This window comes from Senegalimassilia faecalis (genome assembly GCF_004135645.1).
GTDB lineage: Bacteria > Actinomycetota > Coriobacteriia > Coriobacteriales > Eggerthellaceae > Senegalimassilia > Senegalimassilia faecalis.
This window is the reverse complement of sequence record NZ_SDPW01000001.1, coordinates 1,311,212-1,327,791: the sequence shown is the minus strand read 5'-3', so window position 1 is coordinate 1,327,791 and position 16,580 is coordinate 1,311,212. Positions and strand designations below refer to the sequence as shown.

The following is a 16,580-nucleotide window of genomic DNA, read 5'->3' as shown; positions in this document are numbered from 1 at the left end:
AACCCTTTCTTCGACATTCGTTACGCCTTGTACTCTATCACATGCCCAACAGACTCACGACCACCACACATTGCGGAAACCAACCGGCAATAGATAACAGGCGAGCGGGAATGGGCAGCTGCGGACACGCAAACCGCCTGTTGGCCATAATGCAGCGAAAGCCGGTACACCCGGCTTTCGCGAGAATGCGTATTTCGAATCGCTTATTTCGACTCCAGGGCCATAATCTTCTCAACACGCCCTGCATGACGTCCACCACCAAAGTCAGTAGACAGAAACGTTTTAAGAATCTCTTTATTAGCTGACAAGTCGACAAAACGCCCCGACAGAGTAATGACGTTTGCATCGTTATGCTCGCGGCAAAGCGCAGCAAAAGCCGGCGAAACAATATTCGCAGCCCTAATTCCATCAACCTTGTTCGCTGCAATGGCCATACCAATGCCCGTGCCGCAAACAAGAACGCCTCGCTCAGCTACGCCATCGACAACATCGTGGGCCACAAGCTCAGCGTAGTCGGGATAATCGACTCGATCGTCGTTTTCAGGGCCGCGATCGAATACTTCATGACCCTGCTCACGTAAATACGCAGCAAGCTGCTGTTTTTGATCAAAACCGGCATGATCGCTTGCAATGCTGATTTTCATATCCATAGCCTTCCTTAGCAAGAAACAATAGTGCGATGTTACACCCTATATCGCAACAAGTTAGGAAACTGAACGACTTCTCCCGACCGTTACGACAAAGCCTGAATATCGGAAATCGTGATGGCGCCAGTGCGAACCATCACCGGATGATCGCCCGTGCAATCTACAACAGTCGAAGCAACTCCACTCTTTGCAGTATCGGAAACATCAGCCAAACAGGCACCAACTGATGATTTGATCGCATCATCAACAAGATCAAAGCTGCATTGAGCTTTGTTTCCACTTACATTAGCTGAACTGGTAGCCAAGGGACACCCAACATGAGCAATGAGCTGAAGTGCCGTATCGTTATTAGGCATACGCAGCCCAATAGTACCTGCAGGAGATTGAAAAGCTTGAGGAACCTTATCGCTGGCATTCACAATTAGCGTAAGAGGTCCTGGCCAAAACGTACGAGCAAGCACTCGAGCAAACTCGGGAACATGCTTGCCATAAACATCGAGGTCCTTCAGATTGTCAACAAGCCACGCGATCGGCTTACGATGCTCGCGATGCTTTATATCGTAGATAATCGTAGGATCGGCGGCATAACGAACAGCAACGCCAACGCCATAAACGGTTTCAGTAGGATAAAGAGCAGCCCTACCCTGGACAAGGGCCTCAACCGTCTTGTCCATTGAGCTAGAAACACATGTCATAGCCCAACCTCTTCTCGTAATCGAAATACAAGCAGTAGCAAAGTGACTCTTTCTATAATACCAATAGCAACCATCGCCTGAATCAATCAAGCAGATTCAACAAGAAGAAGTAGAGAGACAAAAATGGATAGTTACGACAAGACGTTGGTCAAAATGCCTTCAGCCCCACGCAAACACACGATTAGCAATGCGGCAGCGTTAGGCTAAGACTCAAGCACAAGATACACCCATGAGCACCAGCCCCTCAACGCCCAATAGCCTAGTAAAAGATTGCGGAAAATAGCCAGGTAATAAACGAGAGGAAATTCAACGCGCCGGTCTGCCGCATCCCCCAGCACGCCGGCGGAGCCTTGCACCGCACACGACACGATGCGCAGAGAGGCGCCGTACGCAAATACCAGCGCCTCAAACGCGAGAGAGAGTCGTTTGTGCGCACAGACGCCCTAAAACGCAAGAAGGGCCCGCGGGGGGATAGTCTCCCCCGCGGGCCCTGCCGGCCTCTCGGCCGCTCGCGCAATAGAAAAGCGCCCTCCGCGAGCGCGACGCCCTGCCCTCCCGCAGCCTTGCGCTGCAGTACTCTCGGCGAAGGCGGGCTTAACTGCCGGGTTCGGGATGGGACCGGGTGATCCCCGCCTCTGTGGTCGCGCTCGCGGGGGGCGCTCCCCCGCGGCTCATGTCTGTGAGCCTGCCCGGGTCCCCTTCCGGGGCGACCCTGGCGGCCGTGCAGCGAAGGAAGCTGCCCGCACATCGACGCCTCGCAAAATCCCTTACGAGGATGCGAAGAGCTCGGGCTATCAGCAGCGCTCGGCTGAGCGGGTCGCCCCGCTTGCACCTGCGCCCTGTCGACCGGGTGTTCTACCCGGGCCCTTACCGGAAAGTGGACTCATCTCGGAGACGGCTTCCCGCTTAGATGCCTTCAGCGGTTATCCGTGCCGGGCGTAGCTAGGCGGCCGTGCCGTTGGTCGACAACCGCTGCACCAGAGGCCCGTCCACCCCGGTCCTCTCGTACTAGGGGCAGACCTCCTCAATCCACTTGCGCCTGCGGAGGATAGGGACCGAACTGTCTCACGACGTTCTGAACCCAGCTCGCGTACCGCTTTAAACGGCGAACAGCCGTACCCTTGGGACCGACTTCAGCCCCAGGATGCGATGAGCCGACATCGAGGTGCCAAACCTTGCCGTCGATGTGGACTCTTGGGCAAGATCAGCCTGTTATCCCCGGAGTACCTTTTATCCGTTGAGCGACGGCCGTTCCACTCTGTGCCGCCGGATCACTAGAGCCTGCTTTCGCACCTGCTCGGCCCGTCCGCCTCGCAGTCAAGCTGGCTTGCACTCTTGCGCTCTCGGGACGGTTGCCGACCGTCCTGAGCCAACCTTTGCGCGCCTCCGTTACTCTTTAGGAGGCGACCGCCCCAGTCAAACTACCCGCCTGGCACGGTCCGCGGCCCCGGTCAGGGCGCCGCGTTAGGCCGCCGGAACGGAGGGGGCAGTATTCCAAGGGCGGCTCCGCCGGGGCTGGCGCCCCGGTTTCGATGCCTCCTGCCTATCCTCTACGCGCCGAGCCAACGGCCAATGCCAAGCTGCAGTGAAGGTTCACGGGGTCTTTCCGTCCTTCCGCAGGTAATTCGCATCTTCACGAATAGTGCAATTTCACCGGGTCCATGGTCGAGACAGCGCCCAAGTCGTTACGCCGTTCGTGCAGGTCGGAACTTACCCGACAAGGAATTTCGCTACCTTAGGACCGTTATAGTTACGGCCGCCGTTTACCGGGGCTTGGCTTCAGCGCTTCGCACGAGTGCTAACGCATCCGCGTAACCTTCCGGCACCGGGCAGGCGTCAGACCCTATACTTCCCCTCGCGGGTTGGCAGAGTCCTGTGTTTTTGGTAAACAGTCGCTTGGGCCGTTTCGCTGCGGCCGCCCAGGGCTCGGGGAGCGTGTCCCTCCACCCCGGGCGGCGCTCCTTCTCCCGAAGTTACGGAGCGGTTATGCCGAGTTCCTTGACCATGGTTCCCCCGATCGCCTCGGTATGCTCTACCCGCCCACCTGTGTCGGTTTTGGTACGGGCGCCTCTGTCCCTGCCTAGGGGTTTTTCCAGGGAGCGTGGGCTCCGCAGCTTCGCCATGCGGCTTCGTCTCGCGTCTCGGCCTTGCGTGCAGGGCGGGTTTGCCTGCCCTGCGGCCTACGCGCTTTCACGGGGGCGTCCAGAACCCCGCCTGCGTACCCTTCTCCGTCGCCCCGTCGGTCTGAATAGCGGTCCAGAGGCGGTACAGGAATGTCCGCCTGTTGCGCATCGGCTACGCCTTCCGGCCTCGCCTTAGCTCCCGACTGACCCTGGGAGGATTAGCCTTCCCCAGGAAACCTTGGGCTTACGGCGGCGGCGTTTCCCGCGCCGCTCTCGTTACTCATGCCAGCATCCTCACTCCCCTGCGCTCCACCGTCGGTCGCCCTCCGGCTTCTCCGCCCAGGGGAAGCTCCCCTACCAATGTGTCTACATTCCGCCGCTTCGGCGCGTCGCTTAGCCCCGTGAATTGTCGGCGCGCCCCCACTCGACCAGTGAGCTGTTACGCACTCTTTGAATGCATGGCTGCTTCTAAGCCAACATCCTGGTTGTCTGGGCAGGGGCACATCCTTTGCCACTCAGCGACGACTTGGGGGCCTTAGCGGGCGGTCTGGGCTGTTTCCCTCTCGAGCACACAGCTTAGCCCACATGCTCTGACTCCCGGCCTTTCCGTCCCGTCGGCATTCGGAGTTTGGTCGGCATCGGTAGGCGGTGAGGCCCCCTCCTCCGTCCAGTGCTCTACCGCCGCGGGAAAACGGCCGGGGCTAGCCCTAAAGCTATTTCGGGGAGAACGAGATATCTCCGGGTTTGATTGGCCTTTCACCCCTACCCACGGGTCATCCCCTCCGTTTTCAACCGAAGTGGGTTCGGCCCTCCACGGGGTCTTACCCCCGCTTCAGCCTGCCCATGGGTAGCTCACCCGGCTTCGCGTCCACCGCGCGCGACTACGTCGCCCGCTTAAAGACTCGCTTTCGCTGCGGCTCGCTTCTATAGCTTAACCTCGCCGCGCGCGGTGACTCGCTGGCTCATTCTACAAAAGGCACGCCGTCACAGCGCGATGGCTGCTCCGGCTGCTCGTGGGCGCGAGGTTTCAGGCGCTGTTTCACTCCCCTCTCGGGGTGCTTTTCACCTTTCCCTCGCGGTACTGGTTCGCTATCGGTCGCGGGAGAGTGTTCAGCCTTGGAGGGTGGTCCCCCCTGCTTCGCGCGGGGTTTCACGTGCCCCGCGCTACTCTGGGAATCGGGAACCCGCTGCCTGCGCCTCTTCGGGTACGGGGCTCTCACCCTGTTCCGCCGGCCTTCCCAGGCCGTTCCCCTGAGGGGCAGGTTTATGACAGCGGGAGGGGGGTGCGGCCCCCTCGCGTCCCGCCCAGCAACCCCGGCGCGGAAGCGCCCGCACGCTGTGACACGCGCGCCGGTTTGGGCTGGCCCGGTTTCGCTCGCCGCTACTCCCGGGATCTCGGTTGATTTCTCTTCCTCGGGGTACTTAGATGTTTCAGTTCCCCCGGTTGCCTCCTGGCGCCCTATTTGATTCAGGCGCCGGTAGCGGGGCATTGCCCCCGCTGGGTTCCCCCATTCGGGAATCCCGGGATCGAAGGCCGTTTGCGCCTCCCCCGGGCTTATCGCAGCTTGCCGCGCCCTTCGTCGACTTCCCGCGCCAAGGCATCCGCCTCGCGCCCTTAACATCTTCCATCCAAGGGATCCTGACTGAATTAGTACAGGTCGTTCAAATCGATAGAGAATACCAGATGAATGATCGTTGCGATCGTGAAGAATCCGAATCGTCTTAATTGGATCGATTCTAAATAATTCGTTCTCGGGGGCCGGGGGGATTGCCCCGGCCCCGCGTCGTTGTGCTTTCGCTTCGCTTCGCTGTTCGGCTGTCAAGGTGCCTCGGGGCGGGAGCCCCGGGAGCCGGATGCTGGATGGAAGAGACTTCCAGTGAGGCAGCGATTCTCTTGATTGGTCGAATCTCCCTAGAAAGGAGGTGATCCAGCCGCACCTTCCGGTACGGCTACCTTGTTACGACTTCACCCCCCTCACCCTCCACACCTTCGACGCCTCCGCCCCCCGGAGGGGTTCGGCCGGCGGCTTCGGGTGCAGACGACTCGGGTGGTGTGACGGGCGGTGTGTACAAGGCCCGGGAACGTATTCACCGCGGCGTGCTGATCCGCGATTACTAGCAACTCCGGCTTCACGGAGGCGGGTTGCAGCCTCCGATCCGAACTGGGGCCGGCTTTGCGGGATCCGCTCCCCCTCGCGGGGTGGCAACCCTCTGTACCGGCCATTGTAGCACGTGTGCGGCCCAGGGCATAAGGGGCATGATGACTTGACGTCGTCCCCGCCTTCCTCCGGCTTGACGCCGGCGGTCCCCCGCGAGTCCCCAACTGAATGCTGGCAACACGGGGCAGGGGTTGCGCTCGTTGCGGGACTTAACCCAACACCTCACGGCACGAGCTGACGACAGCCATGCACCACCTGTCACCGCTCCTTCCGGCCACGGCGTCTCCGCCGCTTCACGGTGATGTCAAGCCCTGGTAAGGTTCTTCGCGTTGCTTCGAATTAAGCCACATGCTCCGCTGCTTGTGCGGGCCCCCGTCAATTCCTTTGAGTTTTAGCCTTGCGGCCGTACTCCCCAGGCGGGGCGCTTAACGCGTTGGCTGCGGCGCGGAAGATGTTATCCCCCACACCTAGCGCCCATCGTTTACGGCTGGGACTACCAGGGTATCTAATCCTGTTCGCTCCCCCAGCTTTCGCGCCTCAGCGTCAGTTTCGGCCCAGAGAGCTGCCTTCGCCGTCGGTGTTCCTCCCGATATCTGCGCATTCCACCGCTACACCGGGAATTCCGCTCTCCCCTACCGCACTCGAGAGCGCCAGTTCGGGACCCGGCCGGGGGTTGAGCCCTCGGGTTAGAGGTCCCGCTTAGCGCTCCGCCTACGCGCGCTTTACGCCCAATGAATCCGGATAACGCTCGCCCCATACGTATTACCGCGGCTGCTGGCACGTATTTAGCCGGGGCTTCTTCTGCGGGTACCCTCGTTGAAGTGTTCCCCGCTGAAAGCGGTTTACGACGCGGACGCCTTCGTCCCGCACGCGGCGTTGCTGCGTCAGGGTTGCCCCCATTGCGCAAAATTCCCCACTGCTGCCTCCCGTAGGAGTCTGGGCCGTATCTCAGTCCCAATGTGGCCGGTCGGTCTCTCAACCCGGCTACCCGTCGTCGGCACGGTGGGCCTCTGCCCCGCCGTCTACCTGATGGGCCGCGACCCCATCCCCCGCCGCCAAGGCTTTCCCGGCCAGGACATGCGTCCTTGCCGGAGTACCAGGTATTAATCCCCCTTTCGGGGGGCTGTCCCTGGGCGGGGGGCAGGTCGGTCACGTGTTACTCACCCGTTCGCCGCTTCATGTCCGCCCGGAGGCGGTTTCATCGCTCGACTTGCATGTGTTAGGCACGCCGCCAGCGTTCATCCTGAGCCAGGATCAAACTCTCCGTTGAAGAAGAGCGGGGCCGGTCTCCCGTCCCCGCAATCTTTGGCATAAAAAGAAAAACTTTAAAAGAAATTGTAAATCCGGGGCAGGCGGGCTCAAAGTAGGTAGGCCCTGCCTGCGCTGGCTTCACTGGCTATTGTGATCGTCTCTTGTCCAGTATCCGGTTCTCAAGGTTCCCGCCTGCGGGGTCGCCCCCGCGGCTTTCGGCCTTCGCGCTTTCGCGCTTGGCGCAAGATTGAATAATACGCGCCTCCCCGCCCCGATGCAAGGACTATTTTCCGTTGGGCTGTTTCTCCACGTTTCATACACATTTGGGTTTTGGGGCGCGCGGCGCGCTCGGGGGTCGTCTCCCGTGGGAAGCGCCCGGGGGCCGGCCGCCCTCGCCGAGACCGCTTGGCCCTTCGCCCCTTACCTGAAGATGGGGAGGCCCGCCGCTCCCGCTTCTTGCGGGGTCGGAGTCCTCGCGGGGGGGGGTGAGGAGGCCGCTCCTTCCCTGCCGGATCTCGGTCCCCGCTTCTCCCCAATATATAAGGCGAGGCCGATTGCTCGGCCCCGCCTTGTCTTGTGTTTTGTTTTACACCAGGCGCAGGAACTTCTTTTTGCCTGCCTGGATTTCGGCGCCTTGCAGCTGCTCGGGCTTGAGATTGTACGACTTCGGCGCGAGCGCTTCGCCGTTAATCTTTACACCGCCGCCATCGATGAGTCGCCTTGCTTCTGACACGCTTTGAGCAACCTTTGCATTTACCAGCAGCTTTGCGAAGTACACCGTGCCGTCTTCGCCAGGCGTGAGATCGGCCTCGAACGTGGGAGCGTCCTCCGGGAAGCCATGCTCTTTGAACTTCAGGTCGAAATCGGCCTCGGCCTGCTGGGCTGCTTCTTCGTCGTAGTACGCTGTGACGATGTTGCGGGCCAAGGCACGCTTCACCTTATTAGGATGCAGTTTGTCCTCGGCGAGGTCCTTCTCGAGCTGATCGATTTCCGCCACCGGAAGCGTGGACGCCAGGCGGTAATACTTGATCATGAGTTCATCGGGAATGGACATGACCTTGCCGAACATGTCGTTCGGTTCGTCGGTGAGGCCCACGTAATTGCCGTAGCTCTTGGACATTTTGCGCACGCCGTCGGTGCCTTCCAGAAGCGGCATGGTTAGCGCGATTTGAGGCTCCATGTCCATTTTCTCCATGAGGTCGCGCCCGGCAAGCAGGTTGAACAGCTGGTCAGTGCCGCCCATTTCCACGTCGGCCTTCACCATGACCGAGTCGTATGCCTGCATAACGGGATAGAGGAACTCGTGCAGGGCAATAGGCGTTTGCGATTGATAGCGCTTCGTGAAGTCGTCGCGCTCAAGGATGCGGGCGACCGTGAACTTGCTGAGCAGGCCGAGCAGCTGCTTGAGATCGAGCGAGAGAATCCAGTCAGCATTGTAGACGATCTTCGTCTTTTCGGGATCGAGGATTTTCATTGCCTGGGCAACGTAGGTTTCAGCGTTTGCCTGCACCTGCTCTTGAGAGAGTTGCGGGCGCGTGGTGTTTTTGCCGGACGGATCGCCGATCATGGCGGTGCCGTTGCCGATGATGAGCGTGACGTTGTGGCCGAGGTCTTGGAACTGGCGCATTTTGCGCAGCGGCACGGCGTGGCCCAAGTGCAAGTCGGGGCTGGTGGGATCGACGCCGAGTTTGATGTTGAGCGGCTTGCCACGCTTGAGCTTTTCGAGCAGGCCATTTTCGGGCACGATTTGCGCAGCGCCCGATGCGATGATGTGCAGTTGTTCTTCTGCGGACAGCATGATTTCCTCTTTCTATGACGCGTATGCTCGCGATTCTAGCATATGCGGGTTATTGCACTCCTCGGAACAGATGGCCGCTGGTGCAACCGGGCTCTTTAGGCAGGGCGGCGCCTTGCGCGTGCGCGATGTTACGCGCGCGCACGACCCTTTGCACAGCCTGCGTGGTTTCCTCGACGTTGAGCATAGTGGCATCGACCATCAGCCACGACACACCCGCCTGGATAATGTCCGGCAGCGCATGGACGACATCGAGCTGCACGCTGTTGTAAAGGTGGCTTCTGCCCAGCTGGTCGGTGACAACGGGGAAATCGTAGCCTTTTCGATCTTTGAGAAAGTGCGGGCTTTTGCGGCGAGCGCACGAAGCGCAGTTTTGCGCGCAGGGGCCTTGGCTCATAAGCATGCAATGTTCCGTTGTCATGAGCTCCTGGCGGCCGATTACGGTAAGTCCCAGTTCAACCGGCGATTCTTTCGCCAATTCGGCAATTTGTGCCAGGTTCAACTCGGGGGAAAGCCATACACGGCGCGCGCCAAGCTCTGCGGCCTTACGGAGTGCGAGTTTGTTGGTGATGGGCAGGTGCGGCCCCACTTCGACGAGCCCGCCTTGCGCCATTGCCCGCGAGAGCATGCCGAGGCTCTCCGCTACGACAGGCTGGTCGGCGTGCACGCTTCGCCACGCGTCGAAGCCGCATGCCTGCTCGCGCGTAAGCTTGCAGATGTCGTGGCACACGACGGGGAGCACAACCGTGCACTGCTTCGGGTAGCTTGCTTGCTCGACGGTTGCGGTCAGTTGGCCCGCCACCGTTGCCTGGCCGTGCTCAAGGTTGACAGCCGGAACGTACAGCACGTCAGCGCCGGCGCGCTTCGCGGCTTTGGCGCAAGCGGGATTCGTTACGAGTGCGGCAACATGAACGCCGCCCGCGTTGGCAGGACGCACATCGGGAAGCGGCTCGACACGCGGAAGCGGACGGGCGGTCACGCCTTCGAGCAATTGCTGCTTCAGGGATTCGAGCGCCGCTGCGCGCACATGATGCAGCTGGGAGAAGCCGATGCCGACTCCTTCATCGATTTCGACGACGAGCGATGCGAGCTCAAACGGCGTTTGGCCCATGCGGTCGATGTGGGCGCGAACGCCTGCTTCGGCAACCGCTTTCGTACGGGCCGCCTCGACGTTTGGGCCCTCGGCAACGCCCACCGGCAGCGGTTGGCCGGCGAAGCGCTTGACGGCAGCCCGATAGGCGCGACCGTTGCCCGGCGTGTCTGCCAGGCGAAACTCCACGCGCAGGGGCTGCCCGATTCGCAAGCGAGCAACACCATCGACGAGCACGCGCGGCAGCTTGTCGTCGTCGACGAACGCCGCCTTCGCGCTACGCACGCGAAAGACGCGGTCGCCCTTGCCCACGGCGCGCTCCGGCGCAAGCAGAACGTTGCCGTTGCGGTCCCTCTCAACCTGCGAGACGGTATAGGCGAAATGGCCCTTGTTCGTCCAGAATTCGAGGACATCGCCCGCGACGATTTCCTGATCGGCGGCAACGGCAGCCTTGCCATTGCGCACCGATGCAACGCGCCCGATGAACACGCCGCGATTGTTGGGGCGTCCGTAGCTCATGATTTCGTTGCCGCGATGGCCTTCAAGGTAGGCGGTGGTGAAGCCGCGGGAGAATGCTTCGGCCAGCTTCTGATGCTCTTCTTCCGTTGCAGGCTGCGCAGCCCATGACGCGCTGTCGCTTTCTTGCGCCGCATCGCGCGCTGTCAGCACGCGATCGAGCACTTCGCGATATACCTGCGTAACCGCAAGCACATACTCGGGCGACTTCATGCGACCTTCAATTTTCAGCGACGAAACCCCTGCGCGTACCAGATCGGGAAGCAAGTCGATAGTGCATAGGTCCTGCGGAGAGAGCAGGTGCTCGCCCGGCGCGGGAAGCGGCTTGTTTTTCGCGACGTTGTGCAGCGTGTACGGCAGACGGCAAGCCTGCGCGCAAAGACCGCGGTTCGCCGAACGCCCGCCGATGAGCGACGACATGAAGCACTGGCCCGAATAGCACACGCAAAGCGCACCATGCGCAAATGTTTCGATTTCGACGCCGAGTTCGTCCGCCACGCCCACCAGGTGCTCGATTTCAGGAAGCGATAGTTCGCGCGCAAGCGTGATGCGCTTGGCGCCAAGTTCTGCCGCCGCGCGAACGCCGGCTTCATTGTGCGTGTTCATTTGCGTTGACACGTGCAGGCGTGCCTGCGGGAGCGTGCGCGCCAGCTCGGAGGCGATGCCGATGTCCTGGACGATGAACGCGTCTGCGCCGGCACGATATGCCTGGCGAGCGGTTTCAAGCGCATCGTTGACCTCGTTCGGCAGAATTGCCGTATTCAGCGTAACGTACACGTTGACGCCGCGCAGGTGAGCATACGCGCAAGCATCCGCAAACGTTTCCAACGTGAAATTGTCAGCGCCGCGCCGAGCGTTAAACGACTGCAAGCCCAGATAGACCGCATCGGCACCGCCCTGAATTGCGGCATGAAACGCCGCCATGCCACCAGCTGGCGCCAGCAATTCCACTTCACGATTCATAAAACAACCCCCGTATACGCCCGGGCGCAGGGCAAGGCGAGTTTTGCAATGCCGCTGGATGCCGCCGTACGTCGAATAGAAATAATGTGAGGGTAGTATAATCGAGCAATGAAACTAAGACGAAAACAGCGCGAAATGCGCACCCATGCCATCCCCTGGATGATCCTTGTAGCCCTGGCGAGCACTTGCTTCGTGGGCTATTGGGGCATTCAAGGGGCTTTACGCGTCATGAACGGCTGGACCGAAGATTTGCCCAGCATCGATAACACCGCCTTTACGAGCCATGCACAAGAATCGGTGATGTATGCGGGAGATGGAACGACCACACTTGCGGAATTCCAGCTGGAAAAGCGCGACCCCGTTGAGTCGGATGAAGTTTCCGACTACGTCAAGCATGCCACCGTTGATACCGAGGATGTTCGATTCTACGAGCACAATGGCGTTGACCTGCCGGGCATCGCTCGCGCACTCGTGAACAACCTTGCGGGCGGCAGCCTGGAAGGCGCCTCCACCATTACGCAGCAGCTTGTGCGCAACACGTTGCTGACGCAGGAAGCGAACGACATCTCGATTGAGCGAAAAATCCGCGAAGCTCAGCTGGCGCTGAACATGGAAAAGGAATATAGCAAAGACGAGGTGCTGATGATGTACCTGAACACCGTCAACTACGGTGACGGCTGCTACGGCATCGAGGCGGCAGCGGAAAACTATTTCCAAACGACTGCTGCCAACTTGACGATTGCGCAGGCGGCAACACTTGCTGGCATTCCGCAATCCCCCACGTTCTTGAACCCGAAGACATACCCCGATGCCTGTCTTTCGCGACGGAATTTGGTGCTTGATCGCATGCTTTCCGCAGGCGATATCTCGCAAGAAGAGCACGATGCGGCGCAGGCTGAGCCGCTGGGGCTTAACTTGGCGCCCGAGGTACCCGAAGACGGCATTTACGCCTATCCCTACTTCACCAGCTATGTACGCAGCTTGCTTATGGAGGAGAACAATCCTTACGGATGCTCATATGCCGACCTGTTTGAAGGCGGGCTGACTATTTACACGACGCTTGATACAACATTGCAAGACAAAGCGGAAGCCGCATGCGATGCGCAGCGCGCCCGCATGAGCAGCGAGCTTGATTCCGCTCTTGTTGCCATTGACCCTAAGACCGGCCAAGTCAAGGCTATGGTTGGCGGTGGAGACTACAAATCTAGCCAGGTAAATATTGCCACGGGTACGGGCGGATCGGGCCGTCAGGCAGGCTCGACGTTCAAGGCATTCACACTTGCCGCCGCCATTGAGAAAGGCATCTCGCCGAAAACCCGCATCGACTGCACCTCGCCGATGACAAAAGAGATTGACGGTAAAGAACAATCCTTCGAGAATTTCGCGAACATTGACTACGGCATCCGAAGCATCGAGAGCGCAACCGCCGTGTCGTCGAATACCGGATACCTACGCCTTTCCGAAGAAATTGGACAAGCTGCCACTAACGACATGGCTAAACGACTTGGAGTAACGTCGCCGCTTTCAACCGTTTACACCACAACACTTGGCGTTGCGAGCGTGACGCCATTTGACATGGCCAGCGCGTACGCAACGCTTGCCAGCGGTGGCGTAAAGCGCACGCCTTTGGTTATCACCAAAATCGAAGATAAAGACGGCAGCGTTATCTACGAAGCGCAAGATTCTTCCGAGCGCGTGATTAGCGAAGAAGTTGCCGGGGCAACGACGAAGTCCCTTCGCCAAGTATTTGAAGCAAGCGATGGAACCGCGCAAAGCGCCAAACTGGAAAGCGGACAGCCGGTAGCGGGAAAGACCGGAACATCTACGGATTTTGCCGATCACTGGCTTGTGGGCTATACGCCTTCGCTCTCCGTTGCTACGTGGATCGGCAACCCCGCAGGAAGCATCTCGTCGGGTGAACAGCTGAACTGCAATGCGCTTTGGAAAGATTTCATGGACCGGGCTACTTACGGCAGAAGCATCGAGCAATTCCCCGAAACAAAAGACCCCTCGTACAACAACACGTTCAACGAGACGCAAAAAGCGAAGCTTGGGGCCGACGAGGACGCTGCAGAAGCCCCTGATTCACAAACCCCGACAAGCATTTCGGAAGGATCGAAAACCGCAAATTCAGACGATGCAGGCATGCCACCTGACGCCACGGGCAAAACGCTTACCGAAGCGAAAACCCTGCTGGCAGACTGGAAGGCTGGCTACGTGACCGAATATTCCGGAACGGTTGCAAAGGATACGGTGATTCGTCAATACGTGGCAAGCGACGGAATGATAGTGATTGTGCTTTCAACGGGGCCGAAAACTTCGTAGCCGTCATTCTTCCATGTGACCGTGTTTGGCATTCTCGCTGAGGGTCACCCCCTGCTGCGCGCCGTCGCAAAACGCCGAGAAGGGCGCCTCGCTTGCTTGCGAGGCGCCCTTCTCTTTGACTGTTTCATAGAGTCGCAACTGCTTGAGCGAAACTGCCTAGCCGTTCAAGTCTGCCGCAGCCTTGTCTCCCGCCTCCAGCTTTGCGATACCAGAGTCGTACGAAGACTGGATAGCGGCGAGCCGTTCGTCATACGAAGACCAGTCGAACGGTTGAGTGTCGGTTGCGCTGTCGATTTCCGCATAAAGGGTCACGTAGTCGCTGAGCGCCGTTTCAAGGTCGGCGCAGCCATCAACATACTGCTGCTTGATGTCCTTCAATGAATCAGGAGCATCTTGCGAGCTCAAAGAGTCCAGCGCCTTGAAGGCGTTATCAGCTTGCGTGCGCATGTTCACCACATCGCCGCGGGATACGGCATCCGAAAAACTGGCGAGCCTGTCTTTCAACGTTTCCATAGTTTGGTTGACTTGCGTCATGTACGCACGATTTTCGGATTGCGCTTCGGTAACGGCAGACGTCTGCTGCGCGGCGCACCCGCCGAGAACACCCATACCGAGGATTCCAGCACTAGCCAGCGCTATCGCTTTCGAAAGAGTCTGAAGTTTCATATCGTTCCTATCTGATGACGAATCAAACAAAAGCTATTGGGCTCCCGAGCTACCAGCACCAGTAGCGCCAGTTGAGGCTCCTCCCGAATTGCCGGAACCACCAGCTGCTGCACCGTTCGACGCTCCTGCGCCAGTGCCCGCACCTGTTCCTGCACCGGCTCCGGTTCCCCCAGACGTTCCCGCACCGGCACCGGCTCCTGCGCCAGCACCAGTACCCAAACCCGTGCCGGAGGTTGAACCACCTGTAGAGTCATTTCCGTAGTTATTAGCACCACCGGTTCCCGTTCCATTCGCATTTGAGCCATAAGAGCCGGAGTTACCTGTGGAATTTGACCAGGAATTGGTGTTGTAGCCGCTTGAGCCGCTCCAGCTTGAACCAACGTGATACGTTGCGTTCGAGAACGGTTTGTAGGAAGGATCGGCCGCCGAGGGAAAGCTTTCCGTTGCCTGTCCATAAAGCGCAGCTGTCATGAAATTATGGAAGACATCGGCCGCGTTCACATTCGAAGGAATGGTTTCGGTGTTCGATGGGTCGCCAAACCAAATTGCCACAGAAAGCTGCGGGGTGATGCCGCAAAACGTAATATCGTGATATTCGCTTGAAGTACCCGTCTTCGCAGCAACTGCCTGACCGTTGTCGAGCTTTGCAAGTGTGCCGGTACCTTCAGAAGTGTTCACAACGCCCTTCATAACCTCGGTAGCGGCATGGGCTACTTCAGCGGAGATAACCTGCGTACCCGCTGGGTTCGTGTTGTCGACGATAAGATTGTTCTTGCTGTCGTAAATCTTCATGATCGGCTGAGCATCATAGCGCGTCCCACCGTTCGCAATGCACGCATATGCATCGGCCATGTCAAGCATGGTGACGTTCGACTGGCCCAGCGTAAGCGAGGGGTTGGCGTTCAGCGTTGAGGTTATGCCCATCTTCTTAGCCACGTCAATAACCTTCTGAGTGCCAAGTGCCATCTGAAGTCGGACAAAACCCGTATTCGACGATACAGCAAATGCACGAGCGATGCTGCGCGTACCATAATTGTTGTTGTCGTAGTTTTGCAGCGGATTGCTATTGTCGTAATCGGTGTCGGGAATAACCGCAGGCGATGAACAATCAACCATGGTTTGAGGATCAATGCCTTCCTCAAGTGAAGCGATAAGCGTAAACGTTTTAAAGGCCGATCCGCAAGGACGCCCCCCGTTGGTGCCTTCGCCTGTTGCAAGATTCGTCTTCTGCGTCTCCCAGTCTTTGCCGCCTACCAGGGCTCGAATAAACCCATTGTCGGGGTCAATGGCAACCATCGATCCGCTAATGGCTTCGCCAAGTGCATTTTCCTTGGCGCGAATGGCCGATTCCGCCGCCTCTTGCGTGTCGATGTCAAGCGAGGTAACAACTGTCAGCCCACCCTTAAACACGTCAAGCTGGGAATATTGATTGGAAAGCACGTTTTTCACGTAGCTAGTGAAGTAAGGGTATTTTTCAATGCCGTCGGATGTAGGCGTGGACGGATTCAGCACCAGAGCCTCCGCCTTCGCCGCATCATGCTCCTCTTGCGATATATATCCGTTCGAAAGCATGCGATCGAGCACAAGATTTCGGCGCGCAAAGCAGTTGTCGGGATAGTCGATGGGATTGTTATACGTGGGAGACTGAGGAATACCGACCAACGCTGCCGCTTCGACAAGCGTTAAGTCTGTGGCGTCTTTTGAAAAATAGCGCTGCGACGCCGCCTGAATGCCGTATGCGCCAGACCCATAATTCACGGTATTGAGATACATGAGCAGGATATCGTTTTTGGAATACTGCTCTTCAAGCTTAACGGACAGGTACATTTCGCGCACTTTACGCTTCAGCGAAATGTCGTTCATCTCGTCAGACAAAATGGTATTGCGAATGAACTGCTGCGTGATTGTCGATGCGCCCTCTCGACCGGAACCGGTAAGCGTAACGAACGCCGCACGCGCAATGCCAACTAAATCGAAGCCACCATGCTCGTAAAAACGTTCATCCTCCGTGGCAACTGTACCCTGCAAAACATATTTGCTGATACCATCAAGCTCAACAGGGTCGCGGTTTTCCACTTGAAAGCGCGCAAGCTGAGTCGTTTCATCAGAAGCCAGCACAGTTGTAGGCATGGCGGAATTGAGCTCGGAAACCTCCGAGACATCGTAATCGCTAAGATCGCCTATCCATGAATTGCAAAGCGCGAACACACCGATAGCGCCCGCAACACAACACGCAACAAGAACGCTAAGCACCGCAAGCACACCAACAACGGGGTGCTTTTTCTTAATGCTCGGCCTGCTCTTTATCGATCGAGAAGCCACAAACCACCTCCAAAACTCGGCTCATTGT

General features: G+C 58.6%; 7 protein-coding genes and 3 rRNA genes. 1 reads left to right on the top strand and 9 read right to left on the bottom strand.

Translation table 11 applies throughout. The annotated features are described in order from the left end of the window. Window positions 1-203: 203 nt before the first annotated feature. The 7 genes from rpiB to ET524_RS05495 all read right to left on the bottom strand — a co-directional run bounded on the left by rpiB (window position 204) and on the right by ET524_RS05495 (window position 11,239). Entirely contained in the window at window positions 204-644 is a 441-nt protein-coding gene (rpiB, locus tag ET524_RS05525) for a ribose 5-phosphate isomerase B (RefSeq protein ID WP_129426100.1), read from the bottom strand. A gap of 89 nt (window positions 645-733) precedes the next feature. Further along, a complete protein-coding gene (locus tag ET524_RS05520; RefSeq protein ID WP_129423922.1) occupies window positions 734-1,342 on the bottom strand; it encodes an L-threonylcarbamoyladenylate synthase in 609 nt (202 codons plus the stop codon). Between the two features lie 534 nt (window positions 1,343-1,876). Continuing rightward, window positions 1,877-1,991: ribosomal RNA gene (gene rrf, locus ET524_RS05515) — 5S ribosomal RNA — on the bottom strand. Window positions 1,992-2,115: 124 nt separating this feature from the next. After that, a 23S ribosomal RNA gene (locus ET524_RS05510) occupies window positions 2,116-5,094 on the bottom strand. A 287-nt stretch (window positions 5,095-5,381) separates the two neighbouring features. Further along, window positions 5,382-6,894 (bottom strand): 16S ribosomal RNA (locus tag ET524_RS05505). The 16S, 23S and 5S rRNA genes sit together here, the layout of an rRNA operon. A 567-nt stretch (window positions 6,895-7,461) precedes the next feature. After that, window positions 7,462-8,673: a tyrosine--tRNA ligase gene (tyrS, locus tag ET524_RS05500; RefSeq protein WP_129423920.1), complete on the bottom strand. Its 1,212-nt coding sequence runs from the start codon at window positions 8,671-8,673 to the stop codon at window positions 7,462-7,464. 49 nt (window positions 8,674-8,722) lie between these two features. After that, entirely contained in the window at window positions 8,723-11,239 is a 2,517-nt protein-coding gene (locus ET524_RS05495; protein ID WP_129423918.1) for a DUF3656 domain-containing U32 family peptidase, read from the bottom strand. Between the two features lie 108 nt (window positions 11,240-11,347). Between ET524_RS05495 and ET524_RS05490 the strand changes: the two genes are divergently transcribed. Then, entirely contained in the window at window positions 11,348-13,564 is a 2,217-nt protein-coding gene (locus tag ET524_RS05490) for a transglycosylase domain-containing protein (RefSeq protein WP_330853701.1), read from the top strand. A 156-nt stretch (window positions 13,565-13,720) separates the two neighbouring features. On the opposite strand, the gene ET524_RS05485 is transcribed toward ET524_RS05490, so the two are convergent. Both ET524_RS05485 and ET524_RS05480 read right to left on the bottom strand, forming a co-directional pair. Next, entirely contained in the window at window positions 13,721-14,230 is a 510-nt protein-coding gene (locus ET524_RS05485) for a hypothetical protein (RefSeq protein ID WP_129423914.1), read from the bottom strand. A 33-nt stretch (window positions 14,231-14,263) separates the two neighbouring features. Beyond that, on the bottom strand, window positions 14,264-16,552 hold the full coding sequence (locus ET524_RS05480; protein ID WP_201738683.1) for a transglycosylase domain-containing protein: 2,289 nt from the start codon (window positions 16,550-16,552) through the stop codon (window positions 14,264-14,266). Window positions 16,553-16,580 lie beyond the last annotated feature (28 nt).

What these genes read in the sequence shown, in the direction of transcription:
- ET524_RS05485 (WP_129423914.1), bottom strand. Translation starts at nt 14,230, where the DNA reads ATGAAACTTCAGACTCTTTCGAAAGCGATAGCGCTGGCTAGTGCTGGA.
- ET524_RS05520 (WP_129423922.1), bottom strand. Translation starts at nt 1,342, where the DNA reads ATGACATGTGTTTCTAGCTCAATGGACAAGACGGTTGAGGCCCTTGTC.
- ET524_RS05495 (WP_129423918.1), bottom strand. Translation starts at nt 11,239, where the DNA reads ATGAATCGTGAAGTGGAATTGCTGGCGCCAGCTGGTGGCATGGCGGCG.
- rpiB (WP_129426100.1), bottom strand. Translation starts at nt 644, where the DNA reads ATGAAAATCAGCATTGCAAGCGATCATGCCGGTTTTGATCAAAAACAG.
- ET524_RS05490 (WP_330853701.1), top strand. Translation starts at nt 11,348, where the DNA reads ATGAAACTAAGACGAAAACAGCGCGAAATGCGCACCCATGCCATCCCC.
- tyrS (WP_129423920.1), bottom strand. Translation starts at nt 8,673, where the DNA reads ATGCTGTCCGCAGAAGAACAACTGCACATCATCGCATCGGGCGCTGCG.